The 16,849-nt window shown below is 71.9% G+C and carries 10 protein-coding genes; 3 read left to right on the top strand and 7 right to left on the bottom strand.

The genetic code is table 11. The annotated features are described in order from the left end of the window. Nucleotides 1-109: 109 nt before the first annotated feature. Both ACFQ6S_RS33145 and ACFQ6S_RS33140 read right to left on the bottom strand, forming a co-directional pair. Nucleotides 110-3,427, bottom strand: coding sequence for an ATP-dependent helicase (locus ACFQ6S_RS33145; RefSeq protein ID WP_383418063.1), 3,318 nt, complete (start codon nt 3,425-3,427; stop codon nt 110-112). Nucleotides 3,428-3,682: 255 nt separating this feature from the next. Continuing rightward, on the bottom strand, nt 3,683-4,090 hold the full coding sequence (locus tag ACFQ6S_RS33140; protein ID WP_383418061.1) for an MGMT family protein: 408 nt from the start codon (nt 4,088-4,090) through the stop codon (nt 3,683-3,685). 186 nt (nt 4,091-4,276) lie between these two features. On the opposite strand from ACFQ6S_RS33140, the gene ACFQ6S_RS33135 reads away from it, so the two are divergent. The 3 genes from ACFQ6S_RS33135 to ACFQ6S_RS33125 all read left to right on the top strand — a co-directional run bounded on the left by ACFQ6S_RS33135 (nt 4,277) and on the right by ACFQ6S_RS33125 (nt 10,449). Further along, nucleotides 4,277-7,072 carry a YbhN family protein gene (locus ACFQ6S_RS33135; RefSeq protein ID WP_383418059.1) on the top strand — a complete coding sequence of 932 codons (2,796 nt, stop codon included), beginning with the start codon at nt 4,277-4,279 and terminating at the stop codon, nt 7,070-7,072. Nucleotides 7,073-7,219: 147 nt separating this feature from the next. Next, nucleotides 7,220-8,767 carry an alpha/beta hydrolase gene (locus ACFQ6S_RS33130; protein WP_383418057.1) on the top strand — a complete coding sequence of 516 codons (1,548 nt, stop codon included), beginning with the start codon at nt 7,220-7,222 and terminating at the stop codon, nt 8,765-8,767. A 134-nt stretch (nt 8,768-8,901) separates the two neighbouring features. Continuing rightward, nucleotides 8,902-10,449, top strand: coding sequence for an alpha/beta hydrolase (locus ACFQ6S_RS33125; RefSeq protein WP_383418055.1), 1,548 nt, complete (start codon nt 8,902-8,904; stop codon nt 10,447-10,449). A gap of 71 nt (nt 10,450-10,520) precedes the next feature. On the opposite strand, the gene moeZ is transcribed toward ACFQ6S_RS33125, so the two are convergent. From moeZ to ACFQ6S_RS33100, 5 genes are all read right to left on the bottom strand, one after another. Beyond that, nucleotides 10,521-11,699: an adenylyltransferase/sulfurtransferase MoeZ gene (gene moeZ / locus ACFQ6S_RS33120; protein WP_383418053.1), complete on the bottom strand. Its 1,179-nt coding sequence runs from the start codon at nt 11,697-11,699 to the stop codon at nt 10,521-10,523. Nucleotides 11,700-11,762: 63 nt separating this feature from the next. Then, complete coding sequence (locus tag ACFQ6S_RS33115) at nt 11,763-12,542, bottom strand: spherulation-specific family 4 protein (RefSeq protein ID WP_383418051.1); 780 nt, start codon at nt 12,540-12,542, stop codon at nt 11,763-11,765. After that, the gene (locus tag ACFQ6S_RS33110; RefSeq protein WP_383418049.1) at nt 12,530-13,540 is read right to left on the bottom strand and encodes an NAD-dependent epimerase/dehydratase family protein; all 1,011 of its coding nucleotides are present in this window, start codon (nt 13,538-13,540) and stop codon (nt 12,530-12,532) included. The genes ACFQ6S_RS33115 and ACFQ6S_RS33110 overlap by 13 nt, the downstream gene beginning before the upstream one ends. 219 nt (nt 13,541-13,759) lie before the next feature. Continuing rightward, on the bottom strand, nt 13,760-15,079 hold the full coding sequence (locus ACFQ6S_RS33105; protein WP_383418047.1) for a hypothetical protein: 1,320 nt from the start codon (nt 15,077-15,079) through the stop codon (nt 13,760-13,762). Next, nucleotides 15,076-16,836: a DUF3492 domain-containing protein gene (locus tag ACFQ6S_RS33100; RefSeq protein WP_383418045.1), complete on the bottom strand. Its 1,761-nt coding sequence runs from the start codon at nt 16,834-16,836 to the stop codon at nt 15,076-15,078. Before ACFQ6S_RS33100 ends, ACFQ6S_RS33105 begins: the two co-directional genes overlap by 4 nt. Nucleotides 16,837-16,849: the final 13 nt, after the last annotated feature.

Raw genomic sequence — 16,849 nt, 5'->3', positions numbered from 1 at the left:
AGAGGCTAGCGGCGGGCACTGACAGTGGATGCCGGACCGCCTCTCGGGTCAGGAGAAGCGCAGGTCAGCACGGATGGTGTGATCGATCACTCTGGATACTGACGATGCGTCACTCGACCACGTGCCGCCCCTCGGGCCGCGCACTGCACGACGCCCGGAACGCGCAGTGTGTGCAGTGTTGTCCCGCGTTGGGTGCGAACCGCTCGTCGAGGACCTTGCCCGCGGCCGTGGCCAGCAGCTCGCCGACCCACTCCCCCTCCGGCCCTTCCAGCGGCTCCTGTCCCTGCACCTTGGGCAGTGTCTCGCCGCCGTCCCGTTTGGCGGCGCCCTGGCGCAGCTGGACGAGTTCGGCGCCGCCCGGCTCGGGGTGCACGCCGTCGAAGGCCTCGTCGACGGCGCCTTCGCTGACGGCGAGCTGATAGACGGCGAGCTGCGGATGGCGGGCCACCTCGGCCGCGCTCGGTGCCTGCTTGCCGGTCTTGAAGTCGACGACGTAGGCGCGTCCATCGCCGTCGGTTTCGACGCGGTCCATCTGGCCGCGGATGCGCACCTCGAAGTCGCCGGCCCCCAGGGTCACGTCGAAGTCGTGCTCGCTCGCCACCGGAGTACGCCCCGCGCGGTCCATCACGTGCCACTTCAGGAAGCGTTCGAGCGCCGCGCGCGCGTTGCCCTTCTCCTGCGCCGACTTCCACGGCGCGTCGAAAGCGAGCGCGTTCCACACGGAGTCCAGGCGCTCCATGAGGACGGCGAGGTCGGCCGGCGTGTGTCCGGAGGCGACCTCGTCGGCGAGGACGTGCACCACGTTGCCGAAGCCCTGGGCGACGGTGGCGGGCGCGTCGGCCTTCACCTCGCGGCCCAGGAACCACTGCAGGGCGCAGGTGTTGGCGAGCTGGTCCAGGGCGCTTCCGGACAGCACGACGGGCTGGTCGCGGTTGCGCAGCGGCACCTTGGACTCGGTCGGCTCGAACATGCCCCACCAGCGGTAGGGGTGCGCGGCGGGGACCAGCGGTCGGCCGTCCTCGTCGGCGAGCGCGGCAAGCCGGGCCAGTCGGCGGGCGGCGGCCTCCCTGAGCGTGTCCGACACGCGCGGGTCGACCGTCGTCGCCCTGAGTTCGGCGACGAGTGAGGCGACGGCCAGCGGTCGGCGCGGGCGCCCTGTCACGTCCTTCGGTTCGACGCCGAGTTCGGTCAGGAAGCGGGAGGGCTGATCGCCGTCGTCGGCCGGGGCCTTCACCGCCGTGACGACGAGGCGTTCACGCGCGCGTGTGGCGGCGACGTAGAACAGGCGGCGCTCCTCGGCCAGCAGCGCTCCCGGAGTGAGCGGTTCGGCGAGACCGTCGCGGCCGATGCGGTCGGCCTCCAGCAGGGAGCCGCGGCGCCGCAGGTCGGGCCACAGGCCCTCCTGGACACCGGCGACGACGACCAGGCGCCACTCCAGGCCCTTGGAGCGGTGCGCGGTCATCAGGCGAACGGCGTCGGGGCGTACGGCACGTCGCATCAGGGTGTCGGCCGCGATGTCCTCGGCGTCGATCTCCTCCAGGAAGTTCAGGGCGCCCCGGCCGCCGGTGCGCTCCTCCGCGCGGGCCGCCGTCGCGAACAGGGCGCATACGGCGTCCAGATCGCGGTCGGCGTTACGTCCGGCGGCGCCGCCGCGGCGGGCGGTCCGCTCCAGGCGCGTGGGCCAGGGCGTGCCCTCCCACAGGTCCCACAGCGCCTCCTCGGCCGTGCCGCCGCCCGCGAGGCGCTCACGGGCCCTGTGCAGCAGCGCGCCGAGTCGCTGGGCGCCACGCGCGTACGCGGGGTCGTGCACCGCCAGACGCTCCGGCTCGGCCAGCGCCCTCGCGAGCAGGTCGTCCGAGGGCGGCGGCAAGGCGTTGCCCGCGGCCCGCTCCTCCTCGCGCAGGGCCCGCCCGAGGCGGCGCAGGTCGGCGGCGTCCATGCCGGCGAGGGGGGAGGCGAGCAGGGTGAGGGCGGTCTCGGTGTCGAGCCACGCCGCTGCCTCCTCGTCGGTGGCCGCCTCGCCCTCGCGACGTACGGAAGCCTCCGCCACCGCCCGCAGCGCCGTCAGCAGCGGTGCCACCGCCGGCTCGTGCCGCAGGGGCAGATCATCGCCGTCGATGTCCAGCGGCACCCCGGCCGCCGTGAGCGCCCGGCGCACCGTCGGGATCGTGCGCGAACCCGCACGCACCAGGACGGCCATCTCGCCCCAGGGCACGCCGTCCTCCAGATGCGCCCTGCGCAGGATGTCGGCGATGTTGTCCAGCTCGGTGCCGGGCGTCGGGTAGGTGAAGACCTCGACGCGGCCGCCCTCGCGGACCGGGGCGAGTTCTCGGTGGGCCCGTACCTTCTCCGCCGGGAGCCGGGTGAGCGGCATGCGCTGGGTCACCAGCCGGGTCGCGGCCAGCAGGCCGGCACCGGAGCGGCGGGAGGTGCGCAGGACCTCGACGGGCGCGGGTCGGCCGTCCGCGCGCGGGAAGGTGTGCGGGAACTCCAGGATGCCGTTGACGTCGGCGCCCCGGAACGCGTAGATCGACTGGTCGGGGTCGCCGAAGGCCACCAGGGTGCGCCCGTGGCCGGCGAGGGCGCGCAGCAGCCGTACCTGCGCCGGATCGGTGTCCTGGTACTCGTCGACGTACACGGCGTCGTACCGCGCGGCGAGTCGCTCGGCGGCCGCGGGGCGGTGGGCGAGGAGCACCGCGCGGTGGACGAGTTCGGCGTAGTCGAGCACGCCCTGCATGTCGAGCACGTCGAGGAACTCGGCGAGGAAGGACGCCGCGGCGCGCCAGTCCGGGCGGCCGATACGGCGGGCGAAGGCGTCCAGGGCGTCGGGGCCGAGGCCGAGCTCGCGGCTGCGGGCGAGGACCGCGCGGACCTCGTCGGCGAATCCGCGGGTGGTCAGACAGGCACGCAGGTCGTCCGGCCACCGCACATGGGCGAGTCCGAGCCGCTCCAGGTCCGGCTGGCCCGCGAGCAGCTCCCGTACGGTCACGTCCTGCTCGGGGCCGGACAGCAGCCGTAGCGGCTCCGCGAACAGGTCGCTGTGCTGGTGGGCGCGGACCAGGGCGTAGCAGAACGAGTGGAACGTGGTCGCCTGGGGCGCGCGGGCCGCCCCCATGCGCAGTGCCATGCGGTCACGCAGCTCCACCGCGGCCTTGCGGCTGAACGTCAACACCAGGATGCGCTCGGGGTCCCCGCCACGGGCGATGCGCGCCGCCACCGACTCGACGAGCGTGGTGGTCTTTCCGGTGCCCGGACCTGCGAGGACGAGCAACGGGCCGGCCTTGTGGTCAACCACGACGCGCTGCGCGGCGTCCACACGAGGGGGAGCCACTCGGACCGCAGGAGTACGCACCAGCCGGTAAGCGCCACGGCTCCCCTGTCGCACCTGGGGGTGCGACAGGCGCCTGGTGGAGGAAGAGGAGCTCACGTGGTTCGCCGGTCCTGGGGTGTGCTGGTGGGTCGCCCCTCCCGCGTGGAGGGCGATGGCCGCGGGGTGAGGGGGACACGTGCAGCCGACGCTACGCCGAGGGCTGGCGCGGAAGCAGGGCTTCCGGTTCATCCCTCGGGGCACTCGTGCCACGTGCGTCCCTCGACTCACGAACGTACGTCATGTCACGGACGTGCCCTGTTTACCCCGTACGGATCAGAGGTCACACGGCGGGCCGCCCGATGCCGGAAGCTGTCAGGTGTGACCCTGTGCACGTTCGCCGCCGTCCCATCGCGCCCGCCTCATGTCGAGGCGCGGCAGATGGCCCTCGGCGGCCCTGCTCGCCTCCTTGAGGGGCGTGCCCTCCGTGCGGTACCGCTCCAGCGCTCTCAGCTCGTTGCCGGGCAGCATGACGCCGTCCGAGCGGACCACTCGCCACCACGGAACAGCACCGCCGTAGAGAGCCATCACACGGCCGACCTGACGGGGGCCGCCCTCCTCCAGCCACTCGGCGACGTCCCCGTACGTCATGACGCGGCCCGCCGGGATCAGCTCGGCGACCTCAAGGACCCGCTCGGCGTACTCGGGCAGTGCGTCCGGGTACTCCGGACGGGCGTCGTCGTACGGCGGACGGGCGGCGTCGGGAAGGCTCTCCTCGCTCATCCGCCCCATCCTGCCCCACTCCACCGACAATGTGACGCGCTCGCCACTGTGCGTATCCCTCGCCCTGGGGCGGCGCTTCGGGCAGACTGTGCGCCCCCGCATTTGCACCCTGATGCCCGCGTGTGTCGGTGGAGCATGCCACCATCGTGCGGGCGGTGACTGGTGATACGAGATCAAGAAGAGACGATGAGGCAGCAGGGTGTGCACCCGGAGGACACGGAGAGCACCTCTGACGCTTCGTCGCGCCCTGGCACCGTGAACGCCGACGAGAAGGACACCGGCGAGGGCGAAAGCGGCAAGAAGCACGAGCTCAGGAAGAGCGCCGACCCTGTGGACGCGGGCCGCAAGGCCGTCGCGGGGAAGGCGGCGTACGACCGCGAACTCGACGAGGTGCATGTCGACGAGGTCGAGGGCGACGAACCGCTGCTCCCCGCGCGCGTGCACCGTCCGTCCGACCTGATGCGGCTGCTGGTGGGCGTGCTGGGCATCGCGCTGCTGCTCGCGATCGCCGCCTTCGCGCACGGAACGACCTCGGGCCTCGAGCAGGACATCAACAAGGGCACCGGGCAGGCGCCCGACGTGTTCAGCAAGATGGCCGGCCTGGTGTCCAGCATCGCGATCCTCCTGGTGCCGGTCGCCTTCGCGATCGAGCGGCTGATCAAGCGGGACGGGCTGCGCATCGCCGACGGTGTCCTCGCGGCCGTCCTCGCCCACGGCGTGACGCTCGCCACGGACCTGTGGGTCGCGCGGGCCGCCCCGGACTCCATCCGGGACGCGCTCACCCAGCCCTCCCCCGGCGACGTCGGCTCCCTCACCGACCCGGTGCACGGCTATCTCGCCCCGGTCATCGCGTACATGACGGCCGTGGGCATGTCCCGCAGACCCCGCTGGCGTGCGGTCCTGTGGGCCGTCCTGGTCCTGTACGCGTTCTCCATGCTGGTCACCGGCTACACCACGCCGTTCTCGATCATCCTGACGCTGCTGATCGGCTGGACGGTCGCCTACGGCACGCTGTACGCGGTCGGCTCGCCCAACGTCCGCCCCACGGGCCGGACGCTGATGGCGGGCCTGAGGCACGTCGGCTTCCGCCCGGTGAGCGCGGCCCGCGAGGAGGTCTCCGAAGAGAGCGGCGATCGCGGCCGGCGCTACTTCGTCACTCTGGAGGAAGGTCCGCCGCTGGATGTCACGGTGGTGGACCGCGAGCAGCAGGCCCAGGGCTTCTTCTATCGCGCGTGGCGCAATCTGACCCTGCGCGGCTTCGCCACCCGCAGCAGCCTCCAGTCGCTGCGCCAGGCTCTTGAGCAGGAGGCTCTGCTCGCCTACGCGGCCATCGCGGCCGGCGCCAACGCGCCCAAGCTGATCGCCACCTCCGAGCTCGGCCCGGACGCCGTGATGCTGGTCTACGAGCACACCGGCGGGCACACCCTGGACTCGCTGTCGGACGAGGAGATCACCGACGAGCTGCTGAGCGGCACCTGGCGCCAGGTCCAGGCGTTGCAGTCGCGGCGCATCGCGCACCGCAGGCTCGTGGGTGACGCGATTCTGGTGGATCGTTCCGGCAAGGTGATCATCACCGACCTGCGTATCGGCGAGATCGCGGCCAACAGTCTGCTGCTGCGCATGGACATCTCCCAGCTGCTGGTGACGCTCGGCCTGCGCGTCGGCGCCGAGCGTGCGGTGGCCTCGGCGGTGAGCGTGCTCGGCCCCGACGCCGTGGCCGACTGTCTGCCGATGCTCCAGCCCATCGCGCTGAGCCGCTCCACGCGCGCGACGCTGCGCAGACTCGCGCGCGAGCGTGCCGAGCGCGAGCGTGAGGCGGTGCTGGAGGCGTCCCGGCAGGCCAAGCACGCCCGCAGCGAAGAGGCCGCGGAGGACTCCGGGGTCGTACTCGACAAGCCGGACAAGAAGACCGTACGGGCGCAGGCGCGGGCCGAGAAGCGGGCCATCGACGACGCCCTGGACGAGGCGCGCGAGGAGGATCTGCTCACCCAGATCCGGCATGCGGTGCTGCGGATCAGGCCGCAGGCCCCGGTCGAGCCGGCCCGCCTGGAGCGGGTGCGGCCGCGCACGCTGATCAGCTTCATCGCCGGTGCCATCGGCGCGTACTTCCTGCTGACGCAGCTCACCCACATCGAGTTCGGCCCGCTCGTCGCCAACGCCCAGTGGGGCTGGGTGGCCGCGGCCGTGCTGTTCTCGGCGGCCAGCTATGTGGCGGCGGCCATGGCGCTGCTGGGGTTCGTGCCCGAGCGGGTGCCGTTCAAGCGGACCGTGGGGGCGCAGGTCGCCGGGTCGTTCGTGAAGATCGTCGCGCCGGCCGCGGTCGGTGGCGTCGCCCTGAACACCCGCTTCCTGCAGCGCGCGGGAGTGCGGCCGGGGCTCGCGGTGGCGAGCGTCGGCGCGTCGCAGCTCTTCGGGCTCGGTTGCCACATCCTGATGCTGCTGTCCTTCGGCTATCTGACCGGAACCGAGAAGACGCCCTCGCTGTCGCCTTCCCGGACCGTCATCGCGGGACTGCTGACGGTGGCGGTGCTGGTGCTCGTGGTGACCTCGGTGCCGTTCCTGCGGAAATTCGTCGTCACGCGCGTGCGGTCGCTGTTCGCCGGTGTCGTGCCGCGCATGCTCGATGTGCTCCAGCGGCCGCAGAAGCTGGTCACCGGCATCGGCGGCATGCTGCTGCTGACCGCCTGCTTCGTGATGTGCCTGGACGCGTCGATCCGGGCGTTCGGCAGCGAGGGCACCTCGATCAGCATCGCCAGCGTGGCCGTCGTCTTCCTCGCGGGCAACGCGCTCGGTTCCGCGGCCCCGACCCCCGGCGGTGTGGGCGCCGTGGAGGCGACCCTGACCGTCGGCCTGATCGCCGTGGGCCTGCCCAGCGAGGTCGCCGCGCCCTCGGTGCTGCTGTTCCGGCTGCTGACGCTGTGGCTGCCGGTGCTGCCGGGCTGGCTGGCCTTCAACCACCTGACGCGCAAGGGCGCGCTCTAGCGCCGGTGGCGTACGGAAGGCCGCGGGGACTTGTCGTACGGCGACCAGGGCGCCGTACGTTGTAGGGGCACGGACGGTGAGGCGCCGCCGTACCTCGTACGGCCCGTGCCCCGAGCGCCCCACCCCGCACAACCGCAGGATGGGACCATGCCGAAGCCTCCCCGGATGCGCGCAGCTGCCCTGACCGTCACCGCTCTGCTGCTGCCCTGTCTGCTGGTGGGTTGCAGCGACGACGACTCCGGGGACGAGGACCTGACGGCCCAGGAGCTGAGCTGGAAGGACTGCCCGGCCCCCTCCCAGGCACAGGGCGGTGGAGGCAGACCGTCGCCGCTGCCGGACAACGGCAGCTGGCAGTGCGCCACGATGAAGGCGCCCCGCGACTGGGACGAACCCAAGGGCGACACGATCGACATCGATTTGATCCGGGCGAAGTCCAGCGGCGACGAGAACCGGCGCATCGGCTCGCTGATCTTCAACTTCGGCGGGCCCGGCGTCTCCGGCGTCACCACGCTGCCCTCCTTCGGCGACCGGTACGAGAAGCTGCGCACCCGCTACGACCTGGTGGGCTTCGACCCCCGCGGGGTCGGCCGCAGCGAACCCGTGCGGTGCGAGAGCGACCAGCAGCTCGACGCCTACTTCCAGCAGGACCCCACGCCGGACGACGCCGCCGAGCGGACGGAACTGCTGGACAGCACCAAGGAGTTCAACGACGCGTGCGAGAAGAACTCCGAGGACATGCTGCCGCATGTGCGCACCACCGAGGCGGCCCGCGACATGGACCTGATGCGCCAGGTCCTCGGCGACGACAAACTCCACTACTTCGGATTCTCCTACGGCACCGAACTCGGCGGCGTCTACGCCCACTTGTTCCCCAAGAACGTGGGCCGGGCGGTCTTCGACGCGGTGGTCGACCCCACGCAGAACTCCGAGCAGGGCTCGCTCGGGCAGGTCAAGGGCTTTCAGCTGGCGCTCGACAACTTCGCCGAGGACTGCGTCTCCAAGACCGAGGACTGCCCGATCGGCGGCACCGCCCAGGAGGTCAAGGACCGTATGGCGAAGCTGCTGAAGGACCTCGACAGCAAGCCGATCCAGGGCATCTTCCCGCGCGAGCTGACCGAGAGCGCCGCGACCAACGGCATCGTGCAGGCGCTGTACTCGCAAGACCTCTGGCAATACCTCACCCAGGGTCTGGAGGAGGCCTACGACGGTGACGGCAGCACCCTGATGCTGCTGTCCGACTCGCTGAACGGGCGCAGTGAGAACGGTGAGTACAGCAACATCACCGCCGCCAACATCTCGATCAACTGCGCCGACTACAAGCCGCGGTACACCCCCGAGGACGTGGAGCGGAGGCTGCCCGAGTTCCGGGCCGCCTCGCCGCTGTTCGGCGACGCCTTCGCCTGGTCCATGCTCAGCTGCACCGACTGGCCCGTGGCGGGCGCCGCCGACCATCCCGACGTCAGCGCACCCGGCTCGACGCCGATCCTCGTCGTGGGCAACACCGGCGACCCGGCCACGCCTTACGAGGGCGCGCGGCGGATGGCTCAGACGCTGGGCAAAGGGGTCGGCGTCGAGCTGACGTACAAGGGGCAGGGGCACGGCGCGTACAACGGCACGAGCAAGTGTGTGCACGACGCGGTGAACGGATATCTGCTGGACGGGAAGGTGCCGGCGGCAGGGACGGTGTGCTCCTGAAACCACTCGGGCGCTTATAAATCCGCAGGTCAGAGAGTTATCCACAGGCCGCAACGGCTATTTCGTGATCCGCCTACTATGGCCTGACCGCCATCCGCGGCACGACGCGGGCGGCTCGCGAGGGGGGAAGCGACATGACGCGTTTTGTACGGTGGACGGCCGTGGCGGCCGCCTCCGCGCTGTTGGCGACGGGTTGCAGCGGAGGCTCGTCGGACGACGCGGAGGCCGGTGACAAATCGAGCGGGTCGGGCTCATCGGCGGCCTCCGGCGACTCGGCGACTCCGCTGCCATCATCGCTGACCTCACAGAAGCTCGACTGGGGGCGCTGCAAGGCCACCGAGGACTCCCCCGCACCGGGCGACGAATGGCAGTGCGCGACGCTCAAAGCGCCGCTGGACTGGGCGAAACCGAAGGGCAGGACCATCGATCTGGCGATGATCCGCGCCAAGGCCACGGGCGACGACCGCATCGGCTCGCTCCTGTTCAACTTCGGCGGCCCCGGCAGCTCCGGGGTGTCCACCATGCCGTGGTACGCCACCAACGCCTCCCAACTGGGCGAGCGCTACGACCTGGTGAGCTGGGACCCGCGCGGGGTGGGCGCCAGTGAGGGGGTGCGCTGCCGCAGCGACAAGGAGATCGAGGCGTCCGAGTCCGTGGACATCACGCCGGACACCGCGGCCGAGGAGACGGCGTACTTCCGGGACGCCGCGGCCTTCGGCAAGGGCTGCCAGAAGTCCGTGGGGACGCTGATGGCCCATGTGTCGACCACCGACACCGCCCGCGACATGGACCTTTTGCGCCAGGTCCTCGGCGACACCGAGATGCACTACTTCGGCATCTCCTACGGCACCGAACTCGGCGGCGTCTACGCCCACTTGTTCCCCAGGAAGGTGGGGCGCGTGATCCTGGACGCGGTGGTCGACCCGGGCGCGGACTCGGAAGGCCACACCGAGAACCAGGCCAGAGGCTTCCAGCGCGCACTGAACAACTACCTGAAGTCGACCGGTCAGGGCGCCGAAGGCGGCACGCGGAAGATCGTGGACCTGCTGAAGCGGATCGACGCGAGCCCGCTGCGCACGTCGTCCAGCCGGAAGCTCACGGAGGCCCTCGCGCTCATAGGGATCATCAGGCCGCTGTACAGCAAGGCGAGCTGGCCGACCCTGACCAGTGCCCTGGAGGCGGCCGAGCGGGGAGACGGCTCGGAACTGCTGGCGCTGGCCGACGACTACAGCGAACGCGACGCGTCGGGGCGCTACGGCACGGGGACCCATTCGCAACGGGTCATATCGTGCCTGGACGACAAGCAGCGGCCGACGCTGGAGGAGACGAAGAAGCTGCTGCCGCGGTTCAAGAAGGTCTCGCCGGTGTTCGGGCCCATGCTCGGCTGGGACACGGCCGGCTGGTGCCACGACTGGCCGGTGGCCGGACAGTACGACACCCCGGAGGTCAGCGCGCCCGGTGCGGCACCGATCCTGCTGGTCGGCAACACCGGCGACCCGGCGACGCCCTACGAGGGCACCAGGAGGATGGCGGACGAACTGGGCAAGGACGTCGGTGTGATGCTCACCTGGAAGGGCGAGGGCCACTCCGCGTACGGGAAGGGAAGCGACTGCGTCGACTCCACGGTGAACGCGTATCTGCTGCAGGGGACCGTGCCGAAGGACGGCAAGGTCTGCTCATGACGACGGCGGGGGCCTCGGGCACCCGTGGTGCGCGAGGCCCCCGCCGACCGGAGGACGGGACGAGCCGAGGCTCAGTACACCGGCTTGTCCGGCTCGATCTGGTGGACCCAGCCGATCACACCGCCACCGACGTGCACCGCGTCGGAGAAGCCCGCGGACTTCAGCACCGCGAGGACTTCCGCACTGCGGACACCCGTCTTGCAGTGCAAGACGATCTTCTTGTCCTGCGGGAGGTTCTCCAGGGCGGTGCCCATGAGGAACTCGTTCTTCGGGATCAGACGGGCGCCGGGGATCGAGACGATCTCGTACTCGTTGATCTCGCGGACGTCGATGATGTCGATGTTCTCGCCGTCGTCGATCCACTCCTTGAGCTGCTTGGGAGTGATCGTCGAGCCGGCGGCGGCCTCCTGGGCCTCCTCGGAGACGACGCCGCAGAAGGCCTCGTAGTCGATGAGCTCGGTGACGGTCGGGTTGTCGCCGCAGACCGCGCAGTTCGGGTCCTTGCGGACCTTGACCTGGCGGTACTGCATCTCCAGGGCGTCGTAGATCATCAGGCGGCCGACCAGCGGCTCACCGATGCCCGCGAGGAGCTTGATGGCCTCGTTGACCTGGATGGAGCCGATGGACGCGCACAGCACGCCCAGCACGCCGCCCTCGGCGCAGGAGGGGACCATGCCGGGGGGCGGGGGCTCCGGGTAGAGGCAGCGGTAGCAGGGACCGTGCTCGGACCAGAAGACGGAGGCCTGGCCGTCGAAGCGGTAGATCGAGCCCCACACGTACGGCTTGTTCAGCAGCACGCAGGCGTCGTTGACCAGGTAGCGGGTCGCGAAGTTGTCGGTGCCGTCGACGATCAGGTCGTACTGGCTGAAGATGTCCATCACGTTGTCGGCCTCGAGCCGCTCCTCGTGAAGGATCACGTTCACGTACGGGTTGATGCCCTTGACGCTGTCACGCGCGGACTCGGCCTTGGAGCGGCCGATGTCGGCCTGGCTGTGGATGATCTGGCGCTGGAGGTTCGACTCGTCGACCTCGTCGAACTCCACGATGCCGAGCGTGCCGACGCCCGCGGCGGCCAGATACATCAGCGCCGGCGAGCCCAGGCCGCCGGCGCCCACACAGAGCACCTTGGCGTTCTTCAGCCGCTTCTGCCCGTCCATCCCCACATCGGGGATGATCAGGTGGCGGGAGTACCTGCGAACCTCGTCTACGGTGAGCTCGGGGGCCGGCTCGACCAGGGGTGGCAGCGACACGGGGACTCCGTTGGTCGGTCGATCACTACAGTTGTTCTCCCCGTAACAGTGCCATGGCCTTTTTCATTCCGAGACACCTGTTCCGATCCGCGAGACGATTTCGTCCCAGTAGCCGGGCATGGTCTCCCAGGGATCGGCCCGACCGCCCCTGTCCGTGTGATCGGTGAACCAGATCGTCGCGGCACCCTGCCAGCGGGCGATGCGCAGTGCCTCGTCGAGGTGCCCGAGGGGCACTCCGTGGACGAAGTGGCAGAAGCGGTCGGGTGGATAGTCGGCCGTCCACTCCGCGACCTGCGACCAGCGGTAGTCGCTCCATGGGCCGCAGAAGGTGACGAGCTGGTCGGCGGACTCGGCATAGCCGGGGTGCGGGTGGGAGCCGTGGCCCAGGACGATGTGGGCCTTGTCACGCATTCCGCGAAGGGTGGTGACGGTGCGCAGGACCTCCGGCAGGGCGGTGCCGTCGGTCGGGCACCGGTCCAGGAGGAAGCCGTCGACCCGGTACCAGTCGACGTAGCGCTGCGCCTTGGAGACCAGGTCCCCGAAGACGCGGGCGCCGTGGGGTGTGCCGAGGTGGACCCTGTCGAGCCGGGCCGCGTCGAGGGTGCCGAGGACACGGATTCCCGCGTTGCGCAGCCGGCCTGCGGCTTCGAGGCAGTGCGGGTCGGGGCGGGTGCCCGGGCCGTCGGCGACGTTGAGGGCGACCCAGTGCAGGGGGGTGCCCGGGCGGGTGAGTTCGCCCCATTCGGTGGGGGCGAGGAGGGGGTGGGCATAGCCGGGGACGCCGAGGCCGGTGTGGAGGTCGGTGCTCGACGGGGTGGGTGGGGTGCCGGTCAGATACGGCATGCCGCCTCCATCCAGATGTCGCCCAGTGACTCCTCGAGGTTGATCCGGGGGCGCCAGCCGAGACGATCGCGTGCGGTGCGCACGTCTGCCTGCTGCCAGCTGCCGCAGCCGTCCGGGTAGGCGATGGGAGCGGCGTGCGCCGCGTGGGTGGCGTGGACCGCGTGGGTCGTCGCATGGACCGCGTGGGTCGCGTGGTCGGAGTCGGCGCGCGGGTGGCCGATGGAGGACCGCAACGGGCCGGGCGGGCCGTCGAGTTCGTGCAGGGCGCCGCCGTAGCCGGCCACGCGGGCGAGGACGGCGGCGGCGTCGCGCAGGCGGACCGCGCGGCCGGAGCCGATGTTGATGACGCCCTGCGCCGCGGAGAGCGAGGCGGCATGGACGGCGCGGGCCACGTCGCGGACGTCGATGAAGTCGCGTTGGGCGCCGAGGCCGGTGAGTTTGAGCTCGCCGTCGCCCGACTGCATGGCACGGCGCATGGCCTCGGCGAGACGGCCGAGCGGGGAGCCGGCGGGGGTGCCGGGGCCTGCCGGTGAGAAGACGCGGAGGATCACGGCGTCCAGGCCGGAGCCCAGGACCAGTTCGGTGGCGGCGAGTTTGCTGACGCCGTACGGGCCGCCGGGGCGGGGGACGGCGTCCTCGGCCGTGGAGGAGCCGGGCTGGCTCGGGCCGTACTCCGCGCCGCAGCCGATCTGGACGAGGCGGGCGCCGCAGCCGCTGCGGCGCAGGGCCTCGCAGACGGTGGCGACGGCGACGGTGTTGTGGCGGGTGAGTTCACGGGCGCCGCCCCTGGTGGCGCCGGCGCAGTTGATGACCACGCCGGGGTGGACCGCGTCGAGGAAGCGGGTCAGGGCACCGGGGCTGCCGGACGCGAGGTCGAAGCGGACGTCGGCGTCGTCGCCTCTGCCGAGCGCGGTGAGTTGGACCGCGGGGTCGGCCAGGAGGCGGTCGGCTACGAAGCGGCCCAGGTAGCCGTTGGCTCCGATCAGCAGGACTCTCATCGGGCGGCTCCCGTTGCCGAGGGGCGGTCGGGTCGGGAGGTGATCATTTGGGGTCTCCTTCGAGGGCTTCAGACAGGAGGGTTTCAACTGGTTCGTGGGGGTGTGGAGAGTGCATCCCTGGGACGGCCCGCGCGTGTGAGTGGGGGTGCGGGTACCGCCTGGGGGCGCGTTGTGGGTCGGGGCCGTAGTCGACTGCGGGGCGCTGGGAGTGCCGCCGGGTCACCACGGCTGGACCTGCGGGGTGTGGGCCGACGCCCTGGTCAGCGTGCGCATCGCGTGCAGGAGGAGCGTGAGGGCGCCTGCGCCGCAGGCGAGTGTGGGGATCGCCGCCAAGCCCCATACGTCGATCAGGGCCTCGACGGGGGCGCCCAGCCAGGCGCAGCCGGGGAGGCGGGCGGCGAGGAGGGCCGCCAGGGCCGTTGCCTCGGCCGAGGCTGTGGCCGTGAGGACCAGGGCGGGGGCTTGGGTGAAGCCGTGGGTGGTGAGGAGGCGGGTGAGGAGCAAGAGGGCGCCCAGGGTGAGGGTCTGGGGGTAGGCGCCGGGCTCGCCGAGAGTGCTGGTGGTCAGGGTGAGCAGGGCCGTCAGGGCGGCCAGATAGAGGGCGAGGGTGCCCAGCAGGAGGGGCTTCGCGGAGGTGGCGAAGTCCTTCAGGGCCCGGCTGGCCGTGAGTCTGCGGCGGGCCCGTACGGCGAGGACATGGGCGCACCAGGCCGCGGGGGCGCACGAGAGGGCTAGGGCCAGGACCGGGGCGGCGGCCAGGGGCCAGGGGCCGTCGGCGGTGCCGTCGGGGAGGGCGTCGGGGCCTCCGGTGGCGACCGCCTGGAGAAGGCCGTCGCCGAGGAGGGCGTAGGCGATGAGCCAGCAGATCCGGGTGGCGGTCGGGCGGGTGCCCTGCTTGGCGGCGAGGGGGCCCCGGGTCAGGGCGGCGCGCAGCGCGAGGGTCACGGCGAGGACCCCCGCGGCGGCCGCGATCAGCCGGGACCGGCCATCGGTGAGGTGCAGGCCCGCCACGGCCGCCGCGCAGAGGGCTCCGGGGAGGAGGGTGAGGACCATCCAGCCGGCTCGTGCGCGAAGTGGCGGGAGTGACGACGGGGCGGCGGGTGTTTCCCCGTCTCGGGGCGTGCGGACGTACATCTCCTCCGCGAGGGAGAAGACGTCCCGGTGCAGGAAGCGTGCCGCGGTGCGGTCGGTGACGCCGTGGGCTTCCAGTCCGGCCGCGATCTCCAACGGGTCCACCGCGCGTTCACACAGGTCTCGGTGGCGGTGCATCAGGGCCTTCACGGGGTCGGCGCCCGTGCGACGGGGGGAGGCCGGCCGGGGGGCCGTGGTCGGATCCTCGGCGGATCCGGGGACCGATGTCCCGGCCCGTGCGGGCGTGTCTGCCCGAGCGGTCGTATCGACCCACGCGTCCGTGTCGGCCCGCGCGGGCATGTCGCCCCGCGCCTCCCCGTCGGCCGTCAGCCAGTCCTCCGACCGTTCGTTCCACGCCCCCGGGCTGGTCGGGGCTCCGGGACGGTCCAGTCCTCCCAGGCCGGTCATCGTGCTCCCTCCGTCGCCGGGAGCGCGGTGGCGCGTACGGGGGCTTCCGGGGGGCGGGGCGGGCCGCCGCGGGCGACGAGGCGGGCCGTTCGCTCGGTCCAGCGGCCGGGGATGTGGGCCTCGGCGGGGACGGCGAAGGGCAGGGGGTCTCCGGACTCGTCGAGGACGACTCGGCGGACCGGGGTGTGCGAGACGATCTCCAGGTAAATGCCGTGAAATGCTGCGACGTTCTGCTCGACGGTGAACAGTTCGAGCGCACGTGCGCGTGCGGCCGCGCCCAGGCGCTCACCGCGCTCGGGGTCGCGCAACAGCGCCACGCACGCCTCCGCGAGCGCCCGCGGGTTGCGCGGGGGGACGACGAGACCGGTGCCGCCGATGACCTCCACCACCGCGCCGACGTCGGTGGACACCGTCGCGCGCCCGCAGAACATGGCCTCGACCAGGCCGATGGGGAAGCCCTCGACGACGCTGGACAGGACGGTTACGGCGCCCGAGGCGTACGCGTCGGCGGGGGTCGGGATCTCGGGGCCGCCGATCTCCTCGAAGGAGACGGGGTTGTCGCCGACCCTGTGCGGGCCCTCCGCCTCGTCGGGGAAGAGCTGCGCGGCCAGCGCCTTGCAGTGGCCGAGGTAGGCGGCGCCCTCGGGACCGGAGGGAGTGCCGACGATCCGCAGGCGGGCCTTCGGCTCCTCTTTGCGGACCTCCCCGAAGGCGTGCAGCAACGACACCAGGTCCTTGGTGGGTTCGACGCGGCCGACCCAGACCAGCGTGTCCGGGCCCACGCACTCCGGGCTCTCGCCGACCTCCGCGAAACGGGCGGCGTCCATGCCGGGGTAGACCGTGCGGAGCTTCTCTCGGTCGGCGCCGCAGCGCTCCTGCCAGCGGCGGGCGTGACCGTTGCCGGGGGTGACCAGGGCGGCTTTGGCGTAGCTCTCGGCGGCGAGCCTGCCGTGGAAGGCGGCGAGCAGGGAGCGTACGGCGGGCGAGGCGTCGGGGGCGGCCAGATAGTGCGTACGCAGCCGGACGCCGTACTCGGTCAGCACAAGCGGTACGCCGTGGAAGTGGTGGGCGAGGAGGGCGGGCAGGGCCGCGGGGCCGCCGGAGGTCGCGTGGCACAGGTCGGTGGAGCCCAGGCCGTCGTCCTCGTACCAGTCGAGCGAGAGGGGGCGCAGGGCGCGTTCCAGGTGGGCCGCCACGGTCAGCAGATCGGGTACGCGCGCCTCGCGCGCCGTCCGCAGGGCGCCCCGCGTCCGGCAGGCGCGCTCCAGGGCGCGCACGGCGGCCTCGGAGCGGAGCGCTCCCACCAAACCGCCCTCGTCGCGGGCGAGTTCGGCAAGGCCGTACAGCGCGTTGGCGAAACGGTCCGCCTCAGTGGCCGACGCCCCCTCGGGGCCATCGGAAACCTCTCGGGTGCCGTCCGCACAGAGCACGGCCACCAACTCGCCGTAGCAGTCGGCGAACCGCTGGCGCGCGCGGCGCCCGTACACCCACCCGTCGCCGCCCACCGCCCTTCCACGGAGGCCCTTCGGACCCCGCCCGTAGCTGTCGCCCTCGGCGCTCCACAGGGGCGCCGTGCGCACACGGCTGACCTGTGGCGGCAGCGGGACCCAGCCCTCGTCCTCCTGGCGCTCGCTGCGGCTGAGCGCGTAGATGTCGAACTCGTGCTGTGCCAGCCCGCGCACGAGCCGGTCGCACCAGAGCCTGGCGTCACCGCTCACATACGGATAGCCACCCTCCGCAATCAGTCCGATGCGCACGAGTACACCCCCG

It is taken from the genome of Streptomyces sp. NPDC056479 (assembly GCF_042795335.1).
Classification (GTDB): domain Bacteria; phylum Actinomycetota; class Actinomycetes; order Streptomycetales; family Streptomycetaceae; genus Streptomyces.
The sequence above is the reverse complement of the archived record's forward strand: the minus strand, read 5'-3'. Positions and strand labels throughout refer to the sequence as shown.

Bases quoted from the DNA above. Each gene is read 5' to 3' on its own strand.
- ACFQ6S_RS33140 (WP_383418061.1), bottom strand. From the start codon at position 4,090: ATGAGCGAGGAGAGCCTTCCCGACGCCGCCCGTCCGCCGTACGACGAC.
- ACFQ6S_RS33135 (WP_383418059.1), top strand. From the start codon at position 4,277: ATGAGGCAGCAGGGTGTGCACCCGGAGGACACGGAGAGCACCTCTGAC.
- ACFQ6S_RS33130 (WP_383418057.1), top strand. From the start codon at position 7,220: ATGCCGAAGCCTCCCCGGATGCGCGCAGCTGCCCTGACCGTCACCGCT.
- ACFQ6S_RS33125 (WP_383418055.1), top strand. From the start codon at position 8,902: ATGACGCGTTTTGTACGGTGGACGGCCGTGGCGGCCGCCTCCGCGCTG.
- ACFQ6S_RS33115 (WP_383418051.1), bottom strand. From the start codon at position 12,542: ATGCCGTATCTGACCGGCACCCCACCCACCCCGTCGAGCACCGACCTC.
- ACFQ6S_RS33110 (WP_383418049.1), bottom strand. From the start codon at position 13,540: ATGAGAGTCCTGCTGATCGGAGCCAACGGCTACCTGGGCCGCTTCGTA.
- ACFQ6S_RS33105 (WP_383418047.1), bottom strand. From the start codon at position 15,079: ATGACCGGCCTGGGAGGACTGGACCGTCCCGGAGCCCCGACCAGCCCG.